Source organism: Alicyclobacillus mali NBRC 102425, from assembly GCF_001570745.1.
Classification (GTDB): domain Bacteria; phylum Bacillota; class Bacilli; order Alicyclobacillales; family Alicyclobacillaceae; genus Alicyclobacillus; species Alicyclobacillus mali.
On record NZ_BCSG01000001.1, the window covers coordinates 77,908 to 102,467 of the forward strand.

30 protein-coding genes and 5 tRNA genes are annotated in these 24,560 nt (G+C 58.6%); 27 read left to right on the forward strand and 8 right to left on the reverse strand.

Annotated features, from left to right (window positions below):
• Positions 1-94: 94 nt before the first annotated feature.
• Positions 95-1,228 carry a citrate synthase gene (locus tag AMA01_RS00360; protein WP_067845630.1) on the forward strand — a complete coding sequence of 378 codons (1,134 nt, stop codon included), beginning with the start codon at positions 95-97 and terminating at the stop codon, positions 1,226-1,228.
• A gap of 184 nt (positions 1,229-1,412) precedes the next feature.
• Positions 1,413-1,631 carry an alpha/beta-type small acid-soluble spore protein gene (locus AMA01_RS00365; RefSeq protein WP_067845636.1) on the forward strand — a complete coding sequence of 73 codons (219 nt, stop codon included), beginning with the start codon at positions 1,413-1,415 and terminating at the stop codon, positions 1,629-1,631.
• A gap of 113 nt (positions 1,632-1,744) precedes the next feature.
• Here the strand turns inward: AMA01_RS00365 and AMA01_RS00370 are convergent, their stop codons facing one another.
• Together AMA01_RS00370 and AMA01_RS00375 are read right to left on the reverse strand one after the other, a co-directional pair.
• Positions 1,745-2,182, reverse strand: coding sequence for a CBS domain-containing protein (locus tag AMA01_RS00370; RefSeq protein ID WP_067845639.1), 438 nt, complete (start codon positions 2,180-2,182; stop codon positions 1,745-1,747).
• A 69-nt stretch (positions 2,183-2,251) separates the two neighbouring features.
• On the reverse strand, positions 2,252-2,635 hold the full coding sequence (locus AMA01_RS00375) for a hypothetical protein (protein WP_067845642.1): 384 nt from the start codon (positions 2,633-2,635) through the stop codon (positions 2,252-2,254).
• A 128-nt stretch (positions 2,636-2,763) separates the two neighbouring features.
• Between AMA01_RS00375 and AMA01_RS00380 the strand changes: the two genes are divergently transcribed.
• The 7 genes from AMA01_RS00380 (at position 2,764) to speD (ending at position 8,637) form a co-directional block, all read left to right on the forward strand.
• Entirely contained in the window at positions 2,764-3,834 is a 1,071-nt protein-coding gene (locus AMA01_RS00380) for an efflux RND transporter periplasmic adaptor subunit (RefSeq protein WP_067845644.1), read from the forward strand.
• The gene (locus AMA01_RS00385; RefSeq protein ID WP_067845647.1) at positions 3,831-4,517 is read left to right on the forward strand and encodes an ABC transporter ATP-binding protein; all 687 of its coding nucleotides are present in this window, start codon (positions 3,831-3,833) and stop codon (positions 4,515-4,517) included. The genes AMA01_RS00380 and AMA01_RS00385 overlap by 4 nt, the downstream gene beginning before the upstream one ends.
• Positions 4,504-5,712, forward strand: coding sequence for an ABC transporter permease (locus AMA01_RS00390; RefSeq protein ID WP_067845650.1), 1,209 nt, complete (start codon positions 4,504-4,506; stop codon positions 5,710-5,712). The genes AMA01_RS00385 and AMA01_RS00390 overlap by 14 nt, the downstream gene beginning before the upstream one ends.
• Positions 5,713-5,813: 101 nt before the next feature.
• Positions 5,814-6,119 carry a hypothetical protein gene (locus tag AMA01_RS00395; RefSeq protein WP_008340235.1) on the forward strand — a complete coding sequence of 102 codons (306 nt, stop codon included), beginning with the start codon at positions 5,814-5,816 and terminating at the stop codon, positions 6,117-6,119.
• Positions 6,120-6,138: 19 nt separating this feature from the next.
• The gene (locus AMA01_RS00400; protein WP_067845652.1) at positions 6,139-7,293 is read left to right on the forward strand and encodes a glycosyltransferase family 4 protein; all 1,155 of its coding nucleotides are present in this window, start codon (positions 6,139-6,141) and stop codon (positions 7,291-7,293) included.
• A gap of 8 nt (positions 7,294-7,301) precedes the next feature.
• Positions 7,302-8,003, forward strand: a complete 702-nt coding sequence (locus AMA01_RS00405; protein ID WP_067845655.1) for a rhomboid family intramembrane serine protease — start codon at positions 7,302-7,304, stop codon at positions 8,001-8,003.
• Between the two features lie 250 nt (positions 8,004-8,253).
• Positions 8,254-8,637 (forward strand): adenosylmethionine decarboxylase, encoded by a 384-nt coding sequence (gene speD / locus AMA01_RS00410; protein WP_008340238.1) that lies wholly within the window; start codon positions 8,254-8,256, stop codon positions 8,635-8,637.
• Positions 8,638-8,717: 80 nt separating this feature from the next.
• On the opposite strand, the gene AMA01_RS00415 is transcribed toward speD, so the two are convergent.
• Entirely contained in the window at positions 8,718-9,203 is a 486-nt protein-coding gene (locus AMA01_RS00415; RefSeq protein ID WP_231862757.1) for a PepSY domain-containing protein, read from the reverse strand.
• 167 nt (positions 9,204-9,370) lie between these two features.
• Here AMA01_RS00415 and AMA01_RS00420 point away from each other — a divergent pair.
• The 6 genes from AMA01_RS00420 to AMA01_RS00445 all read left to right on the forward strand — a co-directional run bounded on the left by AMA01_RS00420 (position 9,371) and on the right by AMA01_RS00445 (position 10,757).
• Positions 9,371-9,445: transfer RNA gene (locus AMA01_RS00420), tRNA-Ala, on the forward strand.
• A 13-nt stretch (positions 9,446-9,458) separates the two neighbouring features.
• A tRNA-Phe gene (locus AMA01_RS00425) sits at positions 9,459-9,534 on the forward strand.
• 5 nt (positions 9,535-9,539) lie between these two features.
• A tRNA-Gly gene (locus AMA01_RS00430) sits at positions 9,540-9,614 on the forward strand.
• Between the two features lie 59 nt (positions 9,615-9,673).
• Positions 9,674-9,747 (forward strand) — tRNA-Cys (locus AMA01_RS00435).
• A gap of 157 nt (positions 9,748-9,904) precedes the next feature.
• Entirely contained in the window at positions 9,905-10,459 is a 555-nt protein-coding gene (locus tag AMA01_RS00440; protein WP_067845658.1) for an NUDIX domain-containing protein, read from the forward strand.
• A gap of 4 nt (positions 10,460-10,463) precedes the next feature.
• Positions 10,464-10,757 carry a 4a-hydroxytetrahydrobiopterin dehydratase gene (locus AMA01_RS00445; RefSeq protein ID WP_067845662.1) on the forward strand — a complete coding sequence of 98 codons (294 nt, stop codon included), beginning with the start codon at positions 10,464-10,466 and terminating at the stop codon, positions 10,755-10,757.
• Between the two features lie 28 nt (positions 10,758-10,785).
• On the opposite strand, the gene AMA01_RS00450 is transcribed toward AMA01_RS00445, so the two are convergent.
• A complete protein-coding gene (locus AMA01_RS00450) occupies positions 10,786-10,980 on the reverse strand; it encodes a hypothetical protein (protein WP_067845665.1) in 195 nt (64 codons plus the stop codon).
• A gap of 143 nt (positions 10,981-11,123) precedes the next feature.
• Here AMA01_RS00450 and AMA01_RS00455 point away from each other — a divergent pair, with 143 nt between their 5' ends.
• From AMA01_RS00455 to AMA01_RS00480, 6 genes are all read left to right on the forward strand, one after another.
• Positions 11,124-11,906, forward strand: coding sequence for a sugar phosphate isomerase/epimerase family protein (locus tag AMA01_RS00455; protein ID WP_067845668.1), 783 nt, complete (start codon positions 11,124-11,126; stop codon positions 11,904-11,906).
• Between the two features lie 90 nt (positions 11,907-11,996).
• Positions 11,997-12,914 (forward strand): aldo/keto reductase, encoded by a 918-nt coding sequence (locus AMA01_RS00460; protein WP_067845671.1) that lies wholly within the window; start codon positions 11,997-11,999, stop codon positions 12,912-12,914.
• Positions 12,915-13,280: 366 nt separating this feature from the next.
• A complete protein-coding gene (locus AMA01_RS00465) occupies positions 13,281-14,894 on the forward strand; it encodes a sodium:solute symporter family protein (RefSeq protein WP_067845674.1) in 1,614 nt (537 codons plus the stop codon).
• Between the two features lie 26 nt (positions 14,895-14,920).
• Complete coding sequence (locus AMA01_RS00470; RefSeq protein ID WP_067845677.1) at positions 14,921-15,118, forward strand: hypothetical protein; 198 nt, start codon at positions 14,921-14,923, stop codon at positions 15,116-15,118.
• A 153-nt stretch (positions 15,119-15,271) separates the two neighbouring features.
• Positions 15,272-15,994 (forward strand): ThuA domain-containing protein, encoded by a 723-nt coding sequence (locus AMA01_RS00475; RefSeq protein WP_067845680.1) that lies wholly within the window; start codon positions 15,272-15,274, stop codon positions 15,992-15,994.
• A 26-nt stretch (positions 15,995-16,020) separates the two neighbouring features.
• Entirely contained in the window at positions 16,021-17,313 is a 1,293-nt protein-coding gene (locus AMA01_RS00480) for an arsenic transporter (RefSeq protein WP_195868223.1), read from the forward strand.
• Here the strand turns inward: AMA01_RS00480 and AMA01_RS00485 are convergent.
• On the reverse strand, positions 17,305-18,249 hold the full coding sequence (locus AMA01_RS00485; protein ID WP_067845686.1) for an aldo/keto reductase: 945 nt from the start codon (positions 18,247-18,249) through the stop codon (positions 17,305-17,307). The genes AMA01_RS00480 and AMA01_RS00485 overlap by 9 nt on opposite strands.
• A 200-nt stretch (positions 18,250-18,449) precedes the next feature.
• Between AMA01_RS00485 and AMA01_RS00490 the strand changes: the two genes are divergently transcribed.
• Entirely contained in the window at positions 18,450-19,550 is a 1,101-nt protein-coding gene (locus AMA01_RS00490) for a G1 family glutamic endopeptidase (protein WP_231862758.1), read from the forward strand.
• Positions 19,551-19,601: 51 nt separating this feature from the next.
• On the opposite strand, the gene AMA01_RS00495 is transcribed toward AMA01_RS00490, so the two are convergent.
• Positions 19,602-19,913, reverse strand: a complete 312-nt coding sequence (locus AMA01_RS00495; RefSeq protein WP_067845689.1) for a hypothetical protein — start codon at positions 19,911-19,913, stop codon at positions 19,602-19,604.
• 105 nt (positions 19,914-20,018) lie between these two features.
• Positions 20,019-20,219: a cold-shock protein gene (locus AMA01_RS00500; protein WP_008340254.1), complete on the reverse strand. Its 201-nt coding sequence runs from the start codon at positions 20,217-20,219 to the stop codon at positions 20,019-20,021.
• Between the two features lie 326 nt (positions 20,220-20,545).
• Here AMA01_RS00500 and AMA01_RS00505 point away from each other — a divergent pair, with 326 nt between their 5' ends.
• From AMA01_RS00505 to AMA01_RS00525, 5 genes are all read left to right on the forward strand, one after another.
• The gene (locus AMA01_RS00505; protein WP_067845692.1) at positions 20,546-20,770 is read left to right on the forward strand and encodes a DUF1540 domain-containing protein; all 225 of its coding nucleotides are present in this window, start codon (positions 20,546-20,548) and stop codon (positions 20,768-20,770) included.
• 97 nt (positions 20,771-20,867) lie between these two features.
• A complete protein-coding gene (locus AMA01_RS00510; RefSeq protein WP_067845695.1) occupies positions 20,868-22,226 on the forward strand; it encodes a GrpB family protein in 1,359 nt (452 codons plus the stop codon).
• Positions 22,227-22,231: 5 nt separating this feature from the next.
• Entirely contained in the window at positions 22,232-22,843 is a 612-nt protein-coding gene (locus AMA01_RS00515; protein WP_067846089.1) for a DUF1003 domain-containing protein, read from the forward strand.
• Positions 22,844-22,896: 53 nt separating this feature from the next.
• Positions 22,897-23,418 (forward strand): hypothetical protein, encoded by a 522-nt coding sequence (locus tag AMA01_RS00520; protein ID WP_067845698.1) that lies wholly within the window; start codon positions 22,897-22,899, stop codon positions 23,416-23,418.
• Positions 23,419-23,568: 150 nt separating this feature from the next.
• Positions 23,569-23,652, forward strand: a tRNA-Leu gene (locus tag AMA01_RS00525).
• Between the two features lie 93 nt (positions 23,653-23,745).
• Here AMA01_RS00525 and AMA01_RS00530 read toward each other — a convergent pair.
• Positions 23,746-24,414 carry a helix-turn-helix domain-containing protein gene (locus AMA01_RS00530; RefSeq protein WP_067845701.1) on the reverse strand — a complete coding sequence of 223 codons (669 nt, stop codon included), beginning with the start codon at positions 24,412-24,414 and terminating at the stop codon, positions 23,746-23,748.
• Positions 24,415-24,560 lie beyond the last annotated feature (146 nt).

The following is a 24,560-nucleotide window of genomic DNA, read 5'->3' on the forward strand; positions in this document are numbered from 1 at the left end:
AGTATAATGACCGAGTACAAAATACGGCATTGGGCGATCTCGCTGAGACCCAGGGGATGCGGGCGAGATCGCGAGGGACGAGGAGGTTCTGCTGATGGCAGCGGAAACGACATTCAAAGCCGGGTTGGAAGACGTGGTGTCCAACACGTCCGAAATCTGCTTCTTGGATGGAAAACAGGGGCGCCTTCTGTACTACGGGTATGATATTCACGATCTCGTCGACGGCGGCGCGTCCTTCGAAGAGGTCGTGTACCTTCTATGGCACGGCGAACTGCCGAATCAGTCGCAGCTGAAAGCGTTCACCGAGGAGCTCGCAGGGGAGCGGGCGCTCGCGGAGCCCGTGCTCGACCTTTTGAAACGGTTGCCGAAGGACGCGAATGCAATGGCGGTCCTTCGCACGGCGGTTTCGTTCCTCGGTTTGTACGATCCCGATGACGGAGACGAAAGCCTTGAGGCCAACTACCGGAAAGCGGCGCGTCTCGTCGCGAAAATCCCGACCATCGTCACCTCGTTCGAGCGCATCCGTCAGGGGCTGGATCCCGTGCAGCCGGATCCTTCGCTGAGCGCCGCTGCGAACTTCTTCTATCTCCTCCGCGGCACCAAGCCCTCGGAATTCGAGGAGAAAGCCTTCAATACTGCACTTATCCTGCACGCAGATCACGAATTGAATGCCTCGACGTTCTCGGCGCGCGTCACGGCCGGCACACTGTCCGACATGTATTCCGCCATCACGTCGGCCATCGGGACGCTCAAGGGGCCTCTGCACGGCGGCGCCAACGAGCAGGTGATGCGCATGTTGCTTGAAATTGGCGATCCCGCCAAGGCCATTGCCTGGATCGACGAGGCGCTCGCGCAGAAGAAGAAAATCATGGGCTTTGGCCATCGCGTGTACCGGACGGAAGATCCGCGCGCGACACATCTTCGGCAGCTCAGCAGGCAGTCGGGCGAGCTGAAGGGCGAAACCAAATGGTTCGAGATGTCACAGTCCATCGAGAACCACATTCTTGAAGTCAAGGGCCTGCATGCGAATGTGGACTTTTACTCCGCGTCACTGTATTATTCGCTCGGCATTCCGACACACCTGTACACGCCCATTTTCGCGTGCAGTCGCATCTCGGGATGGACGGCACACGTTCTTGAGCAGTACAAGAACAATCGACTCATCCGTCCCCGGGCCGAGTACGTCGGGCCGACGGATCGCAAGTTTGTTCCGCTCAGCGAGCGCTGATGGGGTCTCTTCAAGGCCTGGTCTGCGGCGCGCCCCCCTCAGGGGTGCGCCGTTTTCGGTGCGCCCGGCATGGCGCCGCATTTTGGAACGCCGGGAGCCGTGCCATCGCTTTCGCTCCTTGGCTCGAATTCGCAGCGGGCGCCCCGCTCTCCCGGGGCATGCTATTGCCAGGGAGGGATGCATCATGGCGAGAAGCAATCGCCTGTTGCTTGGGCAAGCTTCGCGAGCGCTGCAGGACATGAAGTATGAGATTGCCGGAGAACTCGGCATCACGCCGCCTGCGGACGGCTACTGGGGGTTCGTCTCTTCATACGAGAACGGTTCCATCGGTGGAAGTATTACCAAAAAACTTGTCCGCTATGCGCAGGAGCGTTTGGCGCAGGGCGGATCAGATGCCGTCTGAGGCAATTCTCGCGCAAAGGGCTGGGGCGCAGACTCCAGCCCTTTTCATCGTGCTCGGCCTTCGCAAAAACAACACCCCGCGCGTGCGGGGTGTTGGCGAACCGATGCGGTTCATCAGTGGACGATGTTGTTCTGGGCCTCGGTTGGCGCGGAAATTTTGCTGAGCGCCGCGCCAGCCTCGTTGACGTGAATGTCGACTGTGGCGAGATCGCCAATGGAAAGGATTCCGCACAGATCGCCGCGCTCGTCCACGATGGGCAGGCGCCGGATCTGGTGTTGCGCCATGAGATCCGCGGCTTCGTGCGCATCCATATCGGGCCGCCCAGTGATGACGGATTTGGTCATACAATCCTCAACTCGGCAGTCGAACTTGCCCTGTGCCACGGCCTTCAGCACGATGTCGCGATCTGTCACAATGCCCACCACGCGCCGATGTTCGCACACGGGAACGGATCCGCAGTTTTCCCGTTTCATGGCCTGCGCGGCCTTCTGGATGGAGTCCGTGGCCTCGCAGCACGCGACGTCGGTGGTCATGATCTGCTGAACCTTCATGCCCAATCCCTCCTCGGTGTCATCGGTTCACACGCGGTAGTATGTCCCGTGATCGGCGCCGACGAAGGATCATGAGGTGGTGGATCGATGGGACGAGCGCCAGTCCAGCACGGCCTTGACCGCCGTACCGATGCCCCAAATGGCCACGAGTTCCCGAATCAGCAAATCCAGCGGTTGCTGAGATCCCATGGTGCGGAGGACGGCATGCGGAAGCCCCATCCACGGCGACAGGGACCAAGCGAAGGAGAGAATCCCGATGCAGAGAAGTGCAAGCACGCTGGTGCGCGTGCGGCGGCGGGCGGCCCAGACGGCCCAGACACCCAGCGCGAGATACAGGTACGCTTCCACGGACGTAAAGCGAAAGTAAGCGCCGATGTCCCGACTCAAGGTGCCTGCCGCGCCAAGCGCCGCGTAAAGCCACCCGACGATTCGACAAACCCATCTCGGTTTCAACGAGGGGCACCTCACTTCACCCGTTTGTCCCATGTGTATGCCGGCGCGAAACCTGCCATGTCCTTCGATGTCGGTTCAAGGGCCCATGTGGTATCTTAACTACGTGACTTGCTCGGGAGGGGTTGTCGTTGGCCATCACGTCGGAAAAGCGGACAGGCCGACGCGTCGGCGTCGTGGTGGGCATCGCGTGCGTTCTCGCGGCGATTCTGGTGTTTGCGCTCGCCGTGTGGCGATCGCGCAGTTCCATGCCTGTGGTGCAAACGGCGCCCGTTGCGCTTCAGCGCATTCAGCGGGTCACGCTCGCCTCGGGCACGGTCCGCCCGGTGGCCCGTCAGATCGTGAATTTGGACAATCTGCCGGCTCCCGTCGAGCGCGTGCTGGTGCACGTGGGGCAGCGCGTTCAAACCGGACAGCCGCTTCTTCAGTTGAGCACCGCTTCCGCGGCGGCCAGCGTGCAGGCTGCGCAATCGGCGCTCCAAGACGCTGAATCGGCGTACCAACGTGTGCTGGCGCAGTACAACCAGGCGCCGACGGCGCTGAAGGCGCTCTTTCTTCCGCAGCTGAACGCCGCGGAGGCTTCTGTGGCATCCGCCAGAAGTCAACTCGCTCAGGCAGAGGCCAGCAAGGCGCAGTTGACCATCACCGCGACGCTCGCTGGCGTTGTGCTCATCGCGAATCCGAACGGCGTGGACGCGGACGGGAATCAGACGCCCGTCGTCGAGGTGGCTTCCCCAGCGAAGGACGTCGTCATGGACCTCTCGGAAGTCGACGCGGCCCAGATCAAGCTCGGCATGACGGCCACCATGCAAACGGATGCCTATCCCAACCAGACGTTTACAGGTACCGTGACGTCCATCGCGCCGTATGCTGAACTCTCCTCAAGCGGAGCGCCGATCGTGGAGGTCACCGTGCAGCCGCGCGGATCGTTCCCGGTGCCTTACGGGTACCAACTCACGTGCCGCATCCTCAGCCGCTCGCCGTCGCCCGTGCCCACGGTGCCCTACAGCGCCATTGTGCAGAACGGCACCGGCTATGCGGTGTACCAGTGGCGAAATGGGCGCGTGTACTTGGTATCGGTCAAGCTTGGTCTTACGAGCGATACCGCGGTGCAGGTTCTGTCCGGGGTAACGACTGGCGATCGCGTCGTGATCAACCCGCCAGACAATTTGGTGAACGGAGAGGCAGTGCGCACATCATGATTCGCCTCTTGGGTGTGACGAAATCATATACGGTGGGTGACCAGGTCGTTCCTGTGCTGAAGGGCATCGACCTCGAGGTCCACAAAGGCGAGTTTGTCGCGGTCATGGGTCCCTCTGGCAGTGGAAAATCGACCCTCATGCACATCGTCGGACTCCTGGACCGGCCCACGGCAGGCGAATATGAATTGAACGGCGCGTCGGTGCTTCAACTGCCGCCGAACCATCTTGCACGCCTGCGCAATCAGAACATCGGATTTGTGTTTCAGAATTTTCATCTCATCCCGCGCATGTCCGCCTTGCGAAACGTGGAGCTGCCCATGGTTTACGCCGGCGTTCCTCGCGCGAAGCGGCGAGCGCGAGCCATGGAATTGCTCGAGATGGTCGGCATGGTCAATCGCGCGCACCACCTTCCCAATGAGCTGTCGGGCGGGCAGCGGCAGCGCGTCGCCATCGCCCGGGCGCTCGCGAACGATCCCGCCATTTTGCTCGCCGATGAACCCACCGGCGCGCTTGACCAGCAGACGGGTGGCGAGATCCTTCGTATTCTCCGGGATCTCAACGCGGCTGGCCGAACGGTGATGGTCATCACGCATGACCGGAACGTGGCGCAAGCCGGCCAGCGGATTGTTCACATCGTGGACGGCGAGATGGTTCGTGAGGAGGTGCTTCATGAACCTCGATGAGACGCTTCGCATGGCTTTTGCATCGCTGGCGTCCAACAAGACCAGAGCGTTCCTCACGATGCTCGGCATCTGGATCGGCGTGGCATCCATCCTCGCCATCGTGGCAATCGGCAACGGGGGCAAGGCGCTCGTCATCGGGGCCATCTCAAGCGGAAGCCAGCGGAACGTCATTCAAATTGTGCCGCGCGAGCTCGTGGCGCCGGGCCTGCCACAGCCAGGGCAGGTTCTGTCCATCGACGATTCTGATCTCGCCATCGCCGCGTCGTTCTCCGGTGTGGAGAGCGTGAATGAGACTTTTTATGGCACGGCCATCGTGCAGAGTGGGGACAAGTCAGACAATGTGACCCTGTTCGCGGGCCCTGCCGACTTGGACAGTCTCGCCCGTTTTGTCGTGGTGCGTGGCCGTATGTTCACGCCGGAGGATGTCTTGTCCCACCGGAACGTCGCGGTCATCAGTCAGTCGCTCGCGAATAAGCTGTTTGGGAGCGGAAATCCGCTCGGCGCCGTCATCACACTGTCAGGTGTGCCGCTCGAGGTCATCGGCGTGGCGCAGCCGGAGCAGGCGAGCCTGTACTCGCTTGTGATGGGGAGTGACAATTTGTACATACCCGATACCACGTGCGAGGATATCTTCCCCAACTGGACGGCGTCCGAGATGGATGTGGTCGCAAAGCCGGGGATCAATGTCCAGAGTCTGGCGAATCGAATCGTGCTTGCGCTCAATATTCATGCAGGAGACCCCTCCGCGTTCGCCGATTCATCCGGCCTCCTTGCGAGTGTCGCCGCTTTGATCGGAAAGGTGACCACGATTCTGACCGCCGTGATCGGCGCGGTGGCAGGTATTGCGCTGCTGGTCGGCGGGGTGGGCGTCATGAATATCATGCTGGTCTCGGTCACAGAGCGAACGCAGGAGATTGGCATTCGCGTCTCGCTCGGTGCTAAAAAACGTGACATCGTATTTCAGTTTCTGGTCGAGTCGATGGCCATCACGTCGTTGGGAGGCGTCGCCGGCATTGCCACCGGACTCGCCGTGGGCGTTCTCGTGCGCGTGTTCACAGGCATCCCTGCTTCTGTACCTTGGCCAGTCGGCGTGTTGGCATTTGTCTTTTCGGCGTCCATTGGCATCGTCTGCGGGCTGTATCCGGCTTTGAAGGCCGCAAACCTGAATCCGATCGACGCCCTCAGGTACGAATAAGTTGCGCGCTGTTTGTACCTATCTGGGCTGTCCAGTATACTGGTTGCAGAGAGTGTGAAGATAGGCGACATCGAGGTTCTGCTTGATAAGGATGGTTGCGGATGCGCTTGGGGTTGAACATCGAGTACGACGGAAAGAATTACGATGTGTTGGAACTGCCCAACGAGGCGTTTGTCTGCCTCCTGCCGTGCATGACGCCGGAGCAGTACAATCGGATCAACCGGCGTTTTGAAGACGTTTGGCCGGATGTGACGGTTCGCAGAAATCACATTCTCGCGTTCACGGCGGAGCGTGTCCATACGCCCGTGGACTACGTCTTTCTGTATCGAGGGCCGTTCTGGTTCGACGACGAGGATTTGGACCGGTACATTCAGGCGCACACCATGCAGGGTTACCGCCCCTGTTGATAGAGTTGGGGGAAATCGGTTGGCTTCGGAGCGCACCGTGATTGTATTTTTTGCGGGGAATGAGGTCGGCGGCGCAGCGACGCACCTTGTGACTTGGGCGAAGGCGCTGAAGGGTGCGGATCTGGATTACCGCTACCGCTTTGTCAGCCTGGGCGACGGGCCGCTCGCGGAGGAATTGCGCCAGTTGGGCATGTGGCACGGCGCGGTGGCAGGGACGGCTGGGGCAGTGCGCGATTTGGCTCGTGAGCTTCGACGTGAGCGAGCGTGGATTCTCCACTCGCACGGACCGCGCATGAACATTCTCGCTTCGTTTGCCGCTTCACGCGGAGGTGCGCTTTGGACGGCCACGATTCACAGCCATCCGCGCTACGACTTTGAGGGGCATCGCTTGAAAGCGTCTCTGTTCCCCACCCTCCATCTTTGGCGGCTCGCGCATGCGCGCGGCCTCTTCGTTGTGCAGCCTGCCCTCGGGGACGTTCTTCCTTGCAAAACCATCCTAGAGGTACCGAATGCGTTTTTTCCGCGATCACCCCGGGTTTCTCGGGAGATGTGCGCAGCCGAGTGGCGAAACCGGCTAGGCCTGGCGCCGGAATCTAGGCTCATCGGCATTGCCGCGCGACTGGACCCGGTGAAACAGATTGACGTGGCCATCGCCGCAGTGGCGCGCCTGGCAGAGTTAGACGTCCATCTTCTTATCGCCGGCGAGGGGCGAGATCGCGCGAGATTAGAAGCTGCGGCGGAGCGCTTTGGGGTGCGCAATCGGGTGCACTTCCTGGGACATTTGCAGGATGTGCGCCAGCTGTATTGCGGAGTTGACGTGCACGTTCTACCCTCGAAAAGCGAGGGAGCTCCCACCTCCATCTTGGAGGCTGGTTACTACGGGGCTGCGAACATCGGGGCGGACGTGCCGGGTATTCGCCGAATGTTGCTCGACGGAGAAGCCGGGGTGTTGGTGCCCTCCGGCGATGCTGAGGCTCTGGCGCACGCGCTGCGAGGACTTCTCGCCGATCCCGCCGCACGAGCGTCCTATGTGGAACGTTTTCAGCGGCTCGTGCTTCCGAACTACACGCCGGAGCGCATGGTGGTCGCATATGAGCGCGGGTACACAGTCCTTGAGGAAGATGCGGTGCGAAGCGGCTGGAGGCTTCCGGCGAACTTTGAACAGACGAGGTGACATGCACGATGTGGCGACGTCAGCGCGTGTGGCGCGTTCGCTTCTTACCTCCGACGCCATACGGCGATCCCGCTCCGGCCGGCTGGTCCTTTCTGCTCGTCACGGTGTTTTGGTATCTCATCGTCGAGACCATCACGGGCAAGTCGACGTTTGGACTCCTGCGCGCGGGCGCGCTATTCCCGCCGCTCGTGACACATGGCCAGTGGTTTCGCATCCTGAGCACGATGTTTGTCCATTTGAGCCTTTGGCACATTCTTGTGAATATGATCTCGCTGTGGACCTTGTTCGTTGTGGAGCGGGCGTTGTCCACACCTGTGTTCATCTCGTTGTACGTCATCTCGGGGGCCGTTGGGAGTCTTCTGACGCTGCCCATTACTCCTGATCAGGTGTCGGCTGGCGCGTCGGGCGCCATTTTTGGCCTGTTTGGCGCGATGCTGACGCTCGCACTCATGGGCATGTTCCCGCCATATGTCCGCAACCAGTTGCTGATGGTGCTCGCGGTCAATGTCGTGATCGATATCTTGAATCTGGGGACCATTGGCTGGATGGCGCACTTGGGCGGGCTTGCGACTGGAATGGCCTTGACGTATGGATTTGCGAAGTGGCTCCGAAACCCACGGTTTTGGACGGTGCTCGCCTGGATATGCAGCTTGGCCTGTGGACTCAGCCTGGTGTGGGATCTGGTCACGCCGTTGCCACTGTCCTGGTGAGGCATTCAATTCCTGATTGCAAATTGTCTAGGGAGGCCGTATACTACTCATCGTAATGTTGACCTGGCGGACGGCGCATGATGTCCACGTGCGCCATGGCGAGTGCAGTCAACTGCAAATGGAAGAGGACTTACACTTAAAGGGTTAGGACCTCTGAGGACTAACTTTCCCCCGTGGTGTAAGTGCGATTCCACATGCCTTTTTCTCAAGAACGGCATGGCCGATTTGTCTGTAAAGGGGGACTTTTTTCATGGACACGATGGGGCGTCACGTCATTGCAGAGCTTTGGGAGTGTGATCCGGAGCGTCTGAACGACGTTCACGGGATCGAGCGCGCCATGGTGACCGCGGCGTTGGAGGCGGGCGCGGAGGTTCGCGAAGTCGCGTTCCATAAGTTCGCGCCGCAGGGCGTCAGCGGCGTCGTCATCATTTCGGAGTCGCATCTTACGATTCACAGTTTTCCCGAGCATGGCTACGCGAGTATCGATGTGTATACCTGCGGGGACCGCATCGATCCGAATGTGGCGTGCGACTACATCACGAAGTACCTGGGCGCGAAGCGCCTTGAAGCAATAGAGCTTCCTCGCGGCGTAGGCCAGATACAGGTGCACGATGTAAAGGTGCGCGCGTTTTAAGGCAGGGGAGTCCGCTCGGAACGAGGGGCGCCGGTAAATGCAACCGGCGCCCCTGTACGTTTTTCGGCTACGTGCACCAATTATTCATTTCGGCTGGGCACGGGGGAGTCTGCAAACACGCGCTCGTGATGCGTCGGAATGCGTCGATCCAGCAGGATGTTCCCGTTGCCCGCGTCCACAATGACCAAGTACTTATCCTCGTCGTCGCGCGCGATGGCCATATAGACTAAGTTTGTGCGGATGTTGCGGAGCTGGATGTCCTCGATCTTGCAGCCGGGGTGTTCGGATGCCACGGCCTTGCGCGCCTGCGCTTCCGTGCACTTGGCGTACTTCTGCAGCTTTTTCGTGTAGGCATCGTGGCTGGCCTCATATGCCTCTCGCAGGATCTCGCGCGAGACCTGAACGCTTGAGTGAATTTCGAACTGATGGGAAGGCCCGTTGACCGGCGCGTTCGGCTCAGAGGATTCGATTGCCGGAGCGGCGAGCACATGGGCGGGCACTTGCCACCAACCCGCCGAAATGAGGCAAGCGGCCGCAGTTGCGGTCAGTATCCATCGCTTCAACACGATCCACTCCTCCGTCTGTGGGTGACGAGCATAGGATATCCAGTTTGATTTAATTCATGCATAAATGGAATTTTTATATTGGTTGGTGTGCGCTTCCCGCAACAGAAGGCCTGAAATATGACTTGCGTGATGGCACGAAGCACTGTATAATCAATCTCGTGCGTTGCGGGGCCGTAGCTCAAAGGGAGAGCACTACGCTGGCAGCGTAGGGGTTGTGGGTTCGAGTCCCATCGGCTCCACCATCTGGTGTACGGCGGCTCGGTAGCTCAGTCGGTAGAGCAGAGGACTGAAAATCCTCGTGTCGGCGGTTCGATTCCGTCCCGAGCCACCAGGTGTGCGGAAGTAGCTCAGGGGTAGAGCATCGCCTTGCCAAGGCGAGGGCCGCGGGTTCGAATCCCGTCTTCCGCTCCAGGGCATTCGCTGCAAAAACCCGGGCGGGGCGAGTCTCTGTCCGGGTTGTGCAGCCTCAAGGCGCCGTAGCCAAGTGGTAAGGCAGAGGTCTGCAAAACCTTCACCGCCGGTTCGAATCCGGCCGGCGCCTCCAGTTGAAAAAGCTTGTTGTGACGCGGCTCGCGAGGTTTTCGCGGCCGCGTCTTTTGCTGTTGGCGATGGTCTCACAGTTCGGATCCGGGACGGATATGTGCTATACTCTTTTCAGTGATTTCCGAATCCTTGAGGTAAGTAGAAAGGGCGGGCGCCGGTTGCGGAGGCATCAATGGACGATCCTATCGGAGCGAATCGCATATCGCAATCCGTGGATTCAGGTGGTCGAGTACGATGTGCTTCGGCCGGATGGACAGCCTGGCCTGTATGGCGTGATGGACGCCGGGCACAACGCTGGCGTCGTGGCGGTGGATGAGCAGAATCGCGTGGCGCTCCTCCGCGAATTCGTGTTTCCGGTAAATCAATTTCTTTGGCAGATTCCAAGTGGTCAATTTCGGGACGAAGCTCCTGAGGAGGCTGCGGCCCGCGAATTGCGTGAAGAAACGGGTATCGTCGCTGGCTCGTGGATGGCTCTGGGCATGGCGCATCTAAGCGCAGGCATCTCGACGCAGGAGACCCATCTGTTTCTCGCTCGGGACTTATCCGTGGGAGAATCGGACCGCGAACCGACGGAAACGATGACGCTCTCATGGGTTCCGTTGCTCGACGCAGTTCAGATGTGTCTGCGTGGGGACATCACGGACGCCGTAAGCGTGATGGCTCTCCTGAAGGCGTTCCTGTGCATGAACCCAAATGGCTTGGAACGGAGGTGAGAGGATGAGGTTGCCGCACGACGAGATCGAACGACGGTTGGCGGGATTGCCCGGTTGGCAGCACGAGGATCAGTTCATCCGCAAGCGATTTGGATTCTCGTCGTTTGCGGATGCGGTGTCGTTCGTCAACCGAGTGGCGGAGATCGCCGAGCGTCGAAACCACCATCCCTTTATTTCAATCGACTACAAGTATGTCACACTGCGTTTCACGACCTGGCATGCGGGCGGTCTGACGTCTGAGGATTTTGACGAGGCCGAAGAAATCGAGCGCCTCTACGCCTCGAAGGAGACGACGTGAGAGCGCGGAGCGCCGTCACGTCGCCGCGTCACTTGAGCCTGAGGATCTTTCCGCTGTCGTTCTGGGGAGCGGGGGTCTTCGGCGCAAGGGCACTTGCCATGTCATCCGTGACGTCCTTGAGCGCTTCATAGCACTGCTCCATGGGGACAGAGGAATCCCACATGACGTCGCAATGGCCGTCGTCGTAGACAATCACGCTAATCACGTATTGAATGTCGCTCATGACGTGATAACGCTCCTTTCTTCGTTGGGGCGAGATCGCCTGCAATCATTGTACCCCGGGATGAGAGGAAATGAAACCAGCGCATGCAGAGCCAGCTAGACTTGTGCCACGGGCAAGCGCTTTCGAACAAGGAGGGAACTGGCGTGCTCCTGGGTTGTTATGTGGGGCCTCGAGAGCTTCGCTTTATCCGCGAGGCCGGTTTTGACTATGCCGAACTGAATGCGAAGGTGACGAAACCGTCGATGCCTGACGCGGAATGGCAGGCCGTGCGCGATGAACTCCTGCGCAACCAGGTTCCGCTTCTCGCGTTCAATCGCCTGTTCCCGCCGGACATGGCCATCGTGGGCCCGAACGTGGACATGGACGAGATCGCGCGGTACTTGGCCATCGCCTTTGCGCGAATGGCCGATCTCGGTGGTCAACACGTCGGCTTTGGGGCAGGCAAGAATCGCCGTGTGCCGGACGGTTTTCCGCCGGACGAGGCGCGCGCGCAACTGGCTCATGTGGTGCGGATGGCGGGCGATCTCGCCGCAGCGCACGGGATGTGGGTGCATTTCGAATTTTTCAATCGCGCCGAGACCAATCTCATGAACACGGTGGAAGAAGCGCTGACGTTTATTCGTGATCTCGCGCACCATCGCGTCGATCTGCTCGTCGATTTCTATCATCTCGTGCAAAATGGCGAGCCTGTGAGTGAGCTGGCCAAGGCTCGCGGTTGCATCGGCTACGTGCACGTCGCGGACGAGCAGCGGAGGTGGCCGGGCAGTGGCTCGCTGCCGGTGCGAGAATGGTTCGCGGCGCTGCGGGACATGGACTATCGGGGCCCCATCTCCATTGAGTGCAATTTTGCAGATCCAATTCCTGAGCTGAGGCAAGCGGGCGAGGCCATCCGGAGACTCAGCTATTCGGGGGGCTCAGTGCGCTAGATGTCGGGCGGGCGGCCTTCGGGAGGGCCTGCCCGCTGTGTATGAACTCGAGGACGGATGAAGGAACGGACACAGAGGAGGATGGTTTAGATGCGAACCATGACACTTGGTTGCACTCACCTGGAGGTTCCGGTCGTCGGTATCGGCTGCATGCGCATCAATGGCCTCAGTCAAGCGGAAGCGGAGCGATACATCCAGACCGCGCTTGAACTCGGCGCGAATTTTTTCGATCACGCCGACATCTATGGAGGCGGCGAATGTGAAGCGAGATTCGCCGAGGCGATTCACATGAACGACGACGTCCGCGAGCGCATCATTCTGCAATCGAAGTGTGGCATCCGCAAAGGGATGTACGACTTTTCAAAGGAGCACATTCTTGAGGCGGTGGACGGGAGCCTGCGCCGCCTGCGCACGGATTACCTTGACGTGCTCCTGTTGCATCGGCCGGATGCGCTGGTGGAGCCGGAGGAGGTTGCGGAGGCGTTCGAAATCCTGCAGACGACAGGCAAGGTTCGTTATTTCGGAGTCTCCAATCACAAACCGATGCAAATTGAGTTGCTGAAAAAGTTTGTCCATCAACCTATTGTGGCCAATCAATTGCAGCTCAGCATTACGAACGCCACCATGATCGCGCAGGGCATGAACCTCAACATGGGAAACGAATGGGCGGTCGATCGCGACGAAAGTGTGCTCGACTACTGCAGAATCCACGACATCACGATTCAGCCTTGGTCTCCGTTTCTGCATGGTTTCTTCGAAGGCGTCTTTTTGGACAATCCAAAGTTTCCGGAGTTGAACCGGAAGCTGGACGAGGTGGCATTGCGCCACGGCGTGTCGAACGTAACCATTGCCATCGCTTGGTTGCTCCGCCATCCGGCGAAGATGCAGCCCATTGTCGGCACCATGAACGTGGATCGTCTGCGCGCGTCGTGTCAAGCGGCAGACATCCAGCTCACAAGGCAGGAGTGGTACGAAATTTACCTCGCTGCGGGGTACCAATTGCCTTGAAGGGTGAGTTGCAAGACGCGGGACCGGGTGAAAGCGCCGGTCCCTTTTCATTTGCGCTACTAACTATCTTGGTTTGCCTCATCGAGACCCAGCGCCCGCGGCTCCACTTGTCACGTCCTTTCAAACGTGTTCAAAGTCGCGTCGTCGCTTGTCTTTCTTTGTTCAAATTGCTATATTCGGAGGCGGTCGCGCGATGGCAATGTCGCTGTCGAGGTGTTCACAAGGATAGCGATGAGCACGCACATGGGCTGCCATGGCCGGGCGCATACTGACATGTGTGGACCCGACGATGAGGTGTGGTCACGAGTCCATGGAGGCGACTTGAAATCGCTATCTGAACAAAGTCAGTTTTAGGAGGTGCATCGGGTGCACGCGCTATTTCATGCGAACGCCGTGGACTACATCATCATTCTGGTCTACTTCGCTTTTGTCCTCGGCGTCGGATTCGTCCTTCGTAACCGCGTTCGCACTGGAGAGGATTTCTTTTTGTCTGGCCGCTCCATCCCGGCCTGGATTACCGGTTTGGCGTTTCTATCCGCCAACCTCGGGGCGCTCGAGATTCTCGGCATGACCGCGAGCGGCGCCGAATATGGCATGCTCACGACTCACTTTTACTGGATCGGCGCGATCCCGGCCATGCTGTTTCTCGGCCTGTACATGATGCCGTTTTACTATGTCTCGAAGGTGCGCTCGGTACCTGAGTTCTTGAAACTCCGGTACAATGAGGCGACTCGCGCGCTGAATGCCATCGCGTTTGCCGTGATGACCGTTTTGACTTCGGGCATCAGTCTGTATTCCATGGCATTGATCTTCCAAATCCTGATTGGTTGGTCCTTTGACACCAGCGTTCTCGTGTCGGCGCTTGTGGTCCTGATTTACGTGGGCTTGGGCGGTCTGACGTCTTCCATCTTCAACGAAGTCGTGCAGTTCTTCTTAATCTGGGCTGGTCTGCTGCCGATTCCGCTCATCGGATTGCACAATCTGGGCGGATGGCAGGGAATGATGTCCCGGCTGCCAGCAGGGTTCGGGCATCTGTGGGCAAACCTCGGTTCTCCTTCGCACAACCCGATGGGAATTGGCTGGCTCGGTGTGGTGCTCGGCCTCGGCTTCGTGCTCTCATTTGGGTACTGGACGACAGACTTTCTGGTCGTTCAGCGAACGCTCGCGGCAAAAGACTTGCGTGCGGCTCAATTGACGCCGATTTACGCAGCCTTTTTCAAGATGATCGTGCCGATTCTCGTCATCATTCCAGGGTTGATCGCGCTTGCGCTGTTCCCGAAGATCGGGCACACGCCAAACATGAGCTACAATCTGGCGTTACCGTTGCTCATCGCCAAATACTATCCGCCTGGCATGCTCGGCCTCGGTCTGACCGCGATGTTGGCCAGTTTTATGAGCGGAATGGCTGGTAACGTCACCGCGTTTACGACGGTTTGGACGTATGACATTTACCAGGCATACATTAAGAAGGATGCGCCGGACAAGCACTATGTGAACATGGGTCGCTGGGCCGTCATTGTTGGCGTTATCATCAGTATTGGCACCGCCTACTTTGCGGCCGGTTTTCCGAGCGTTATGGACTACATGCAGACCCTGTTCTCGTTCTTCAACGCGCCGCTGTTCGCGACGTTCTTGTTGGGGATGTTCTGGAAAAAGGCCACGCCCTGGGGCGGCTTCTGGGGACTGCTCGCAGGTATCGCCAGTGCGTTTGCCATGTACTTCTTCCTTCCAGCGCATATGTTCTCGAGTCCGGATGCAGGAAACTTCTGGCGTGCATGGTGGGCTTGGGTGATCACGGTGGCCGTGACAGTGCTGGTCAGCCTCGTAACCAAGAGCAAGCGCCCGGAAGAGCTGGAGGGCCTGGTGTATGGTCTCAGCAAGCGCCCCGACTACAGCGGCTATCCGTGGTATAAGCGCCCGGGCTACCTGGCGGCCATCGTGTTCGTGATCCTGGTGGGCCTGAATATCGCGTTCTGGTGATCCATCCCGGGGGAGATGATGATGAAATGAATCGCTTCTTGGACCTACGGTTCATGATCGGCATCCTGTTCATCGTGTACGGCGTCGTGCTCGGCGTGTATGGCGCCGTGGCCGACCCGCACACGCCTAGCTTGCACACGAACATCGATCTCTGGTGGGGCGTACTTTGTTTGCTGTTTGGCATCGTGTTTCTCATCGCCTCATTGGCGAAGCCGAGCGAGTGATCGCTCTGTGCGAGCGTTTGGGACAGCCTGGTTTGGGCCGGCTGTCCTTTTTATTTTCGCTCGCCGCAGTTGCTGCTGGGACTTCGTGGCTTTGTCCGGAGATCCGGGTTTTTGTATCATGGGGAGGGTATGCTTCAAGGGAGGGCTTCCAAATTGAACGAGATTCGAGTGACCGTCTGGAATGAGTTCCGCCATGAGCAGAGAGATGAGGTCGTCCGCGAGGTGTACCCGGATGGGATTCACGCGGCCATTGCGAAACCGCTATCCGACGCCGGAATGCAAGTTCGCACCGCGACGCTGGATGAGCCGGATCACGGCCTGACAGAGGATGTGCTGAATGATACCGACGTGCTCGTGTGGTGGGGGCATGTAGCGCATCACGAGGTGCAAGACGCCGTCGTGGATCGCGTGATCCGCCGCGTGCAAGCCGGGATGGGACTTGTCGTGTTGCACTCTGGGCACTTTTCGAAGGTGTTCCGAGGACTGATGGGCACGTCCTGTGACCTCCGCTGGCGCGAAGAAGACGAGAAGGAGCGCCTGTTCATCATCGATCCGACGCATCCCATCGCCGATGGATTGCCGCCGTATTTCGAACTTCCTCGCGAGGAAACGTACGGTGAACACTTCGACGTTCCGGTGCCTGACGAGATCGTGTTCCTGTCGTGGTTTTCGGGAGGAGACGTGTTTCGCTCAGGCGTTACGTACCGGAGAGGCCGTGGGAAAATCTTTTACTTCCGACCTGGCCACGAGACCTATCCGACCTATCACGATGCGAACATTCAGCGGGTGATTGTAAACGCTTGTCGCTGGGCTGCACCCACACGCGGGCCTGTCCCGGTCTATGGTCATGCGCCAAGCCTCGAGGGCGCACGCTAAGGAGTTGATGGATACACGTGGTGGTCATGGCACTGGCGATTTTTCTCCTGACCTTGGTGCTGGTGGTGTGGCGCCCCTGGGGCCTTCCTGTCGGGTGGAGCGCGCTTATTGGCGCGCTCTTGGCCCTGGCCGCTGGGGTGGTTGGGCTGCACGACGTGTGGACCGTGTGGAACATCGTCTGGGACGCCACGCTCACGTTCGTAGGCATTCTGGTGGTGTCCAGCGTGCTAGACGCCTCGGGATTCTTCGAGTGGGCCGCCTTGACCATCGCGCACAGGGCCGGGGGCCGGGGGCGTCTCGCATTTGTTTTGATTCTGGCACTTGGATTCATGGTTTCGGCATTCTTTTCGAACGACGGCGCCGCGCTGATTTTGACGCCCATCGTCCTGGAGAAAATGAAGAGATTGCAATTTTCCGCTCGGCAAATGGTTCCGTTTTTGCTCGCAGGAGGCTTCATCGCGGACTCCACGTCCATCCCGCTTGTCATCAGCAATCTCGTCAATATTATCTCTGCCGATTACTATCACCTGGGCTTCTTGCGGTACGCGCTGCGTATGGTTGTCCCGGACCTGGTGTCGTTCGGGGCGAGTCTTGCTGTCACGTATCTGTATTTTCGCCGCCAAATCCCAGATACGTACGATGCAGATGTTCTGCCTGCCCCTTCCACAGCGATCCGCGATCGGTCTATGTTTATCTTTTCCTGGTGCATGCTAGCTGTGATGACGCTGGGCTACGTTGCAAGCGAAATTGCGCACGTGCCGGTGTCGGCCGTCGAAGGCACCGTAGCGATTGCGTTTCTCGTCGCGGGTTGGCGAACGCGGACGGCGAACCCACGGCGCGTCCTGCGGGAAGCGCCGTGGTCGATCGTCGTGTTCTCCGTCGGCATGTATCTGGTGGTGTACGGGCTGGAACGCGCCCATCTAATTAATTGGCTGACCCACCTTGTGCAGTTCACGGTACACGCGGGACTTTTCTGGGGCGTGATGGCCATGGGTGTGCTGTCGGCCTGTTTGTCCTGTGTGACCAACAATTTGCCCAGCGTGATGCTCGGCCTGCTCGCCATCCAACACACTGGTTTACCCACTTCCGATCAGGTGGCGCTTGCACTCGCGAACGTGGTCGGGTGCGATCTCGGGCCGAAGATGACGCCCATCGGTTCGCTGGCCACATTGCTCTGGCTACACGTCCTGGAGTCTCGCGGTGTACGGGTCACCGTGCCCGACTTCATGCGGGCGGGACTTGCGTTCACGTGGCCCACGCTCCTGTCGGTGTTGGCGAGCATGTATGGATGGCTTTGGCTGGTCCGCCACCTAGCGTGAGTTCTCGGTCGGTCCGTCGATGTGAGCCAACACGCTGCGACTCACGTCGTCCAGCTCGCGCAGCTCGTCTTCGCTCAGGCCGAGGTCGACGGCTCGCACGTTTTCCTCGAGATGTGCGATGTTTTGCGTCCCGACGATTGCGCTCGTGATGCCGGGTTGTTGAAGAATCCACGCGATGGCCACCTCGGCCGGCTTCACCCCATGGCGATCCGCGATTCGTTTGACGCAACAGACAAGAGGTGTCTCTGCTTCGAGGTGCTCAGGCTTGAACAGGCGGCGTCCCTGGCGAAAATCGTTCGGCGAAAGCGCCACGCCATCGAGATGATAAGCCCCCGTCAGGATGCCCTTTGCCACGGACGAGTACGTGAGCACCCCAATGCCGTGATCGAGACAATACGGGAGCACGTCGGCTTCGATGCGGCGCTCCAAGAGACTGTATTCTGGCTGAATGCAGTCGACGGTGGTGTAGCTCATCGCAGCTTCGAGCAGGTCGCGCGAGAAATTTGACACCGCGACACTGCGGATCACGCCCTCGTCTCGCAACTCGGCGAAGGTGGACATGGTTTCCGACAGAGGAATGTCGTGATTCGGCCAATGAACGTAATAAATATCGATGTAGTCTGTTCGCAAACGTTTGAGGCTTTGTTCGGCGACGCGGAGAATGTCGTCTCTACGGAGGTGGCTGGGAGAAACCTTGGTAGCGATCACGCACTCCTTTCGCACCCCTTCGAGCGCCAGTCCCACCAGTTCTTCAGAGTGTCCCTGCCCATATCCTTCTGCTGTGTCGAACGACTGGATGCCGAGCTCAAACGCGCGCTGCAGAGCTTGAATGTTGACCTCATCATCCTTTTTCTCCCACTGACCACCACCCAGTTCCCAGCAGCCGAACGTGATCTCAGAGATTCGAATGCCATTGGACAATTGACGGTATTTCATGTGCTTCGGATCCTCCTCTCATGGTCATCACGATTAAAACGTTTTCAACAAAAACGGTTAGAATCCTTCTACGTTATGCACATAACGTTCGCCGGAGCCTCGAATGACTCTTGGTTCTAGCAATTTTCAAGGAAGACGGTTTAGACTGAAGCTGAAGGAACCAACGAACTGATGACAATGTTTCGAGGGAGATGTGAACCATGGGGGCAAAGAAAGGCGCTTCTCGGAGGCCGCGCCGGTGGCGGTGGATGGGGGCCCTCGTGATTTTCGGGGGCGTCGGCGCGGCTTGGACGCACGCCCATGTGGTCCACGGCGCAACTGCACAGTCTGGGGACGTGGTGCTCGCGACGGAGACGACTTTGCCGACGGGCACGCAGACCTCGGAAAACTGGGGTGGTTACATTGACACGCCGGCCGGATCGCAGCCATACACGAGCGTGACGGGAAGCTGGACGGTCCCGAGCCTCACAGGCCGCGACGGCGCGATGGCCGCACAGTGGATTGGCCTCGGAGGTGTGCAGACGCAGGATTTGTTGCAGATTGGGACGTTGGAACAGATCGAAAATGGTCAGACGCAGGTGCAAGTCTTCTGGGAGAAGCTACCTGCTGCTGCAAATACGGTGATGACCGTGCCGACCGGGTCCCAAATCTCCGCGTCCATTCGAGCGGAAAGCGGCTCCACCTGGGTGTTGAGCTTGCAAGCGTTGACGCCATCAGGCCAAACGCTTTCCAAGAGCATCTCGGTGAATCTATCCAACGTGTACGCGGAAAACATCGGCACTTCGGCTGAATGGATCAGCGAAGATCCTTCCACCATGCGGGGAGGGTTGTACCCGCTCGCCGATTCCAGTGCGGTGCAGTTCACAAACGCGACAGTGAATGGGCAGCCTCTGAACGCGTCTTCGAATGAGGTTCAGCCGGTTGCCATGGTGGACGTCAATGGGGATATTCGCATCGCGCCATCGTCCATCGGGTCGGACGGCGAATCCTTTACGACCACAACTTATGCCGAAGCGTCATCCCAGACTTGGCCCGGTGCGAGCGGTGGCTGGACGACTTCGACGGGCACGTCCACGCCATTTCCCGGGGCATCGGGATTCCCGTTCCCAGCCGGGCAGAATTGGAGCGTGGGGAGTGGGGGCGGCGGTTTGCCCAGCCAGACCACCTGGTCGATTTCGATTCCGGGCGATTCATCTGGGTGGACTCAGTTCGTGTGGCCGCAGGGGCACCATCGTTGGTCCATCGACATTCCGATGGGAAACGGCACGAGCATCGCGGTTCAACTGTCTTGGGGCTGGTAATGAGAACAGGCGGCTGGGTGCAGCCGCCTGTTTGTATCTGAGCGCAGTGCTTTAGGACGCTTGCTCGCGCATGTCGAAAAAGACCGCAATGGTCGCTGCGATGAAGAACACAATCCCGGGAGGAATATACGACCACTTCGCAAAGAGAAACCCGAGCACGCCGCACGCGTAAAGCAGGGCGCCTGCGCTTTTCGGGTGACGCCTGGCAAACAGCGAAATCACGATGCCGACCGCAGATACCGCGATGGCGCCGTACGCATGCCAATCGGCGCTGGGTGTGTAACCTTGCTGAGAGACCACATCGAGCAGTGTTTCTAACACGCCGATCATGCCGGCCACAATGCCGAGCAACATCGTGATCATCGGCTCATTCTCCTCACTTCTCGCATCGGGGCGAGTCTCCTGTCCGATGCCAAAATGATGACATAAAAAAAGCCCATGTCGCAACATGGGCTTTTGAGCCGTTGATTAATATTTCACGACATTCGCTGCCTGAGGACCCTTGGGCCCCTCAACGATGTCGAACGTCACGCGTTGCCCTTCGTCCAGCGTCTTAAAGCCATGGCCTTGGATGGCGCTGTAGTGAACGAACACGTCGTCCCCGTTCTCCACCTGAATGAAACCGTAGCCCTTCTCCGAATTGAACCACTTGACTGTACCTTCGTACATCCGAAATTCCTCCATGGTGCTTACCAGAAGCACTTGCTTTAGATTCCGAACTCCCGTGCGTTGACGCTGAACGAAAAAACCAACCGCTCGACCCGTTGAGGCCGCACGATCGGCTTCAAAGATCCAGACTTCCATCGTATGGAGTTCGGTGTTGAGGCTATTATACACCCTGCAGTCGGCATGTCAAGCGTCCTGATCCGAAAAGTTTTGAACGCCTCATTTTCGCGGCGAAGGCGTTGAAGTGGAACGCCTGTAAATCACTTTTCGGATGATACCCCGGCCAGACGCCCCAGACTACGTGTGAAATCCACTGGGAGGGATGAAACATGAAGATCGATGTGAAATGCACCGTGTCAAACTGCCTGTTTTGGCACGAAGGCGACGAGTGCGCGGCTCCATCCATCATGGTTTCTGTGGGGCAAGCTGAAAAATCGTCGTTTCGAGAAGAATTCGGCCAGGATTTTGCCGTCGCCGAGCGGTTGAGCCAAGCTCGATCGTCCAGTGAGACCTGCTGCGAGACCTTTAAACCAAGACGGCGCTTGGACCCATGAGACGATAGGCGACATGTGCATGAGGGCTCCTGTATAATGTAGACCAGAGACTGGCTAAACCTCCCTCGCGCTGCGAGGGAGGGTGGAGGCTGACTGGGTGACTCGCCTATACGAGCTGTGCGAACGTTTGGTCGCGGAGATGCGCGCGTGGCAGGTGGGATATGCACTGGTTTTTGCCGCATTCTCGACGTTCGCCAATCTGTTTGACGGAGGACAGGTGCTGTGGATTGCCGAGACATATCTCGGGCTCAGCGCCTTGAGTTTGTTGGTGCTATTGCCCTCCCTTCGCCGTGCGCTGTTTCACACGTGGGATCCTCTGCGCTCCCGCATCCTCATGCGGCGTCCTCTTGCACGTATGGCCACGCGATGCTACTTGTACGTTTGGACTCCTTTTGCATTCATGGGCTGTTTAGAATTGACTGCGGATGCGGCGAGCGTGGCCCTGCGTTTCAACCAGACCAACGTGGCGTCGCATGTGACATGGGTTGACTACGCCGTGAGCGTGGTGGCTGGTCTTGAAGAGATGTGGCGTTGGAGCTGCGTGATTGCCGTGATCGCCATTCTCCGCATGATCCTGCGGCGTTGGTGGAACGTGCCAGCCGTGCGGCTCGGGACGCTGTTTGTGGCCATTCTGCTCAGCGCTCTGGCCTTTGGCAGCGGGCATATCCTGGAATTCGCTCATGAGCGCCTGCAAGCGTGGTATATGTTCAGCTGCTTGGGCCTCGTTCTGGCGATCATGGCCATCCTCACCGGGCGCATCCTGCTCGTGATGGCCGTGCATACGCTATACGATGCTTGGGTGACGTGGCTGTCTACCCAGAACACCTTCATCGCCGGCGTGCTGACGGTGGCATCGTTCGTCGCATTGCTGTGCTGGATAGGACTCGCGCTCATTCGCAGACAATTCGGCTTTCGCCCGCCCCGCGCATGTCGCGTACCCGTTTCGCTCACGGAAGTCAGTACGCGCCACCTTCTGGCATTTGAACGCGAACGAGAGCAAATTTCGAGAGTGTTTCACCGGCGGGTGTACTGTTCGATCCGACACATCGGCACAACCACCATCGAGGGCGCGATCGCCAACGATGCGATTGACATCTTGGTATTGTTGCGGCGGTCTGCCTTGCACCATGAGGAGTGGCATGATTTGGAGAATTTCGGATACCAGTTCTGCGGCACCGCCGGCGTGAAGGGTCGCCTGCTTTGGATGCGCTCGGCGGACGAAGCTTGGCCCGCGGTCCATTTGCAGATCGTGAAATCAGGAAATCGTTATAGTCGAAGTGCCATTGCGTGGACACAGCGGCTGCAGAGCCAGCAAGATGTGTTGCAGTACTGGGAGTCTGAGAAAGAGCGGTGGGTCCGACAGTTGCATCGCAAGACGCTTGATCAATATATGGAGGGCAAGCGGACACTTTATGCTCCATGGCGCCGCAAGGTGCGGTCGCAAAGATGGAGGTGAGGCGCATGGCCAAGCGGTACTATTACGTGTACTCGGGATCGGACGACGAGGATACGACCAATCTCGAGGGGTTTGATATTCCGATTAACGAAGGTGACGCAAAGCGGATCGCTCGATTGGTCAATCTATATGAAGAGCACATCCTCTCCATGTTGGATGAGGAGTATCAGCGCAAGACCAAGTGGTCGGACAAGCTGGCGGATCGGATGGCGGCGTTCGGAGGCAGTTGGGCTTTCATCATCATGTTCGCGACGCTACTTGTTGCATGGATGGTGTGGAATGCCGTACCGGGCACGAGATCACTTCACTTCGATCCGCCGCCGTTTATTCTCTTGAACTTGTGCCTATCGTTTCTCGCCGCCTTTCAGGCGCCCATCATCATGATGAGTCAGAACCGTCAGGCTGCGCGAGACAAGCATGAAGCCATCATCGACTTCGCGATTAACTACAAGGCTGAACAGGAAATCGACGATATGCAGAGCCACCTTCACCGCATTGAGGGGAAGCTGCTGCAGCTTGAGCGGCTGATCAAGCGCTTGGATGCGGCCATTTCAGAGCAGCACGAGCAGAAGGAACGGGACGTAAGCGACGGCTCGCGGGAAGAAGGAACTGATTAAAAAGTGGAGAATTCAGAACAAGAAGACACGTCGGCCCAAGGAGCGGGATGGGCATGGAACCTTCCGCAGACCGTCGAGCATTTGACGAAGCCGTGTGGGACTTGTTGACGGTTCTTGAACCTGTGTTCGAGTGCCGCCGCGAGGTGGAGGCCACCCTGCAAGACCTCTGGTCCGTGTGGGAAAGGCTCGCTCCTCTCGCTGTCTCCGTGCGAGAAGGTGGCCAAACCGTTTCCAGCGCATCGAGCGCTCTGCGGAAAATGGCGGTCGCGGTGAGTGTGGAAATTAGCCGTCATCATCTTGACGACGACATGCTCGCCTCGGTCGCTCGAGAGCTGTGGACCTGGTCTGAGCGGATGGCCGAGTCGTCGCGTTGGATGTCCAATGTGTTGGCGAAAGTGCAGCAGACCGTAGCTCAAATGCAGGATGTGCTGAGGGTGCTGCGGGAACAGAGCGAGCAGGAGTTGGAGGCGGTGGACGAACTTCTGCTTCACGCGGAACGCCTTCAGGCGATGTTTGAAAAACAACGAGGACCATCCGGTTCTCAGACGCATCGCGACTCGCCTTTCAGAAGTTGAGGGCATGTGATATCGGTGATCCACAGGTAGGGGAGGGCTTTTGCTGTGCAAACGCGCACGGTGACCATGTGCGTTCAAAGGATCATGTGAGCCGAAACGGGCTTGCGCATTTTGGCCGAGCGTCGGATAATGGATACGCATTCTGCATGCGTCGGGATGGCGGAACAGGCAGACGCAGCAGACTTAAAATCTGCTGGGGGTATCCCCGTGCGGGTTCGAGTCCCGCTCCCGGCATCTCTTATGCAGCGCGGGTTTCCGGGTATTCCGGGAACCCGCGTTGATTTCTTTCAAAGCGCTAATTTCTTTCAAAACTCTTTCGATCATCGCCTAAAATGCCGCGTCCCCCGCCGTACCTGGGTCTTCGCGTTCCTTGCGACGGCGCTCCAGCCGCTCTCGCACCATTTGCATGGCGATCGCGTCATCCAAATACCCTGCAGGAAACAAATAATCCGGAATCGCGTCCGTGGCGAGAAGAAAGTACAGGATGCCGCTCGCCAGAATTCGCCGTTCATCTTCGGGTGTTTCGGGGTGAGAAAACAGGTCGTAGATGTCGTCGAGATCGCGCAGGAAATCTCCAATCCCCTGAATTTGCCCCCGTTTTACGTGGTATTTTTCCGCAATCAGTTGTCGACCCTCGTCGGTTTGTGCGTATGCCTCATATTTCTCCAGTTCGCGCTCGATCTCTTCACGCAACACATCCCAGTGCGCCAGCCCAAGATACTCGAAGAATGTGTTCATCGCCGTCTGCCTCGCCTCACCTTCGGGAATGGCCAGCGGCTCAGGGGTCATTGGCAGACCAGCGGCTTCCGCCAAGGTGATGGGCGAGACCCCCAGAGCGTCCGCGATGCGCCGCAGATAATCCACATTCACCCGCTGTTTTCCCGCAATCATCTTCGAAATGGTGCTGACGCTGATGCCAGTGACCGCGGCGAGTTGACGCATCGACATAGAGCGGAGTTTCAGCAGAGACTTCACGGTTTCTTCTAACTGCCCCACCTGTCTCACCTTCCCGCGCGTATCGAACGGTGCGGCCGTGATGTTTCACCTGTTTCGAAATTCGCAACGGATCGCGGCACGCGCTGTTGCTGCTGTGCATACGATACGTCGGCGAGCATTTCGATGAACCCTTTTGATGCAGTGTA

Excerpts from the sequence above, each read along its gene's own strand:
- AMA01_RS00460 (WP_067845671.1), top strand. The coding sequence starts at position 11,997 with ATGCGAACCATGACACTTGGTTGCACTCACCTGGAGGTTCCGGTCGTC.
- AMA01_RS00450 (WP_067845665.1), bottom strand. The coding sequence starts at position 10,980 with ATGAGCGACATTCAATACGTGATTAGCGTGATTGTCTACGACGACGGC.
- speD (WP_008340238.1), top strand. The coding sequence starts at position 8,254 with ATGGACACGATGGGGCGTCACGTCATTGCAGAGCTTTGGGAGTGTGAT.
- AMA01_RS00515 (WP_067846089.1), top strand. The coding sequence starts at position 22,232 with ATGGCCAAGCGGTACTATTACGTGTACTCGGGATCGGACGACGAGGAT.
- AMA01_RS00390 (WP_067845650.1), top strand. The coding sequence starts at position 4,504 with ATGAACCTCGATGAGACGCTTCGCATGGCTTTTGCATCGCTGGCGTCC.
- AMA01_RS00480 (WP_195868223.1), top strand. The coding sequence starts at position 16,021 with ATGGCACTGGCGATTTTTCTCCTGACCTTGGTGCTGGTGGTGTGGCGC.
- AMA01_RS00395 (WP_008340235.1), top strand. The coding sequence starts at position 5,814 with ATGCGCTTGGGGTTGAACATCGAGTACGACGGAAAGAATTACGATGTG.
- AMA01_RS00405 (WP_067845655.1), top strand. The coding sequence starts at position 7,302 with ATGTGGCGACGTCAGCGCGTGTGGCGCGTTCGCTTCTTACCTCCGACG.
- AMA01_RS00505 (WP_067845692.1), top strand. The coding sequence starts at position 20,546 with ATGAAGATCGATGTGAAATGCACCGTGTCAAACTGCCTGTTTTGGCAC.
- AMA01_RS00385 (WP_067845647.1), top strand. The coding sequence starts at position 3,831 with ATGATTCGCCTCTTGGGTGTGACGAAATCATATACGGTGGGTGACCAG.
- AMA01_RS00360 (WP_067845630.1), top strand. The coding sequence starts at position 95 with ATGGCAGCGGAAACGACATTCAAAGCCGGGTTGGAAGACGTGGTGTCC.
- AMA01_RS00495 (WP_067845689.1), bottom strand. The coding sequence starts at position 19,913 with ATGATCACGATGTTGCTCGGCATTGTGGCCGGCATGATCGGCGTGTTA.
- AMA01_RS00365 (WP_067845636.1), top strand. The coding sequence starts at position 1,413 with ATGGCGAGAAGCAATCGCCTGTTGCTTGGGCAAGCTTCGCGAGCGCTG.
- AMA01_RS00470 (WP_067845677.1), top strand. The coding sequence starts at position 14,921 with ATGAATCGCTTCTTGGACCTACGGTTCATGATCGGCATCCTGTTCATC.
- AMA01_RS00445 (WP_067845662.1), top strand. The coding sequence starts at position 10,464 with ATGAGGTTGCCGCACGACGAGATCGAACGACGGTTGGCGGGATTGCCC.
- AMA01_RS00370 (WP_067845639.1), bottom strand. The coding sequence starts at position 2,182 with ATGAAGGTTCAGCAGATCATGACCACCGACGTCGCGTGCTGCGAGGCC.
- AMA01_RS00485 (WP_067845686.1), bottom strand. The coding sequence starts at position 18,249 with ATGAAATACCGTCAATTGTCCAATGGCATTCGAATCTCTGAGATCACG.
- AMA01_RS00490 (WP_231862758.1), top strand. The coding sequence starts at position 18,450 with ATGGGGGCAAAGAAAGGCGCTTCTCGGAGGCCGCGCCGGTGGCGGTGG.
- AMA01_RS00500 (WP_008340254.1), bottom strand. The coding sequence starts at position 20,219 with ATGTACGAAGGTACAGTCAAGTGGTTCAATTCGGAGAAGGGCTACGGT.
- AMA01_RS00520 (WP_067845698.1), top strand. The coding sequence starts at position 22,897 with ATGGAACCTTCCGCAGACCGTCGAGCATTTGACGAAGCCGTGTGGGAC.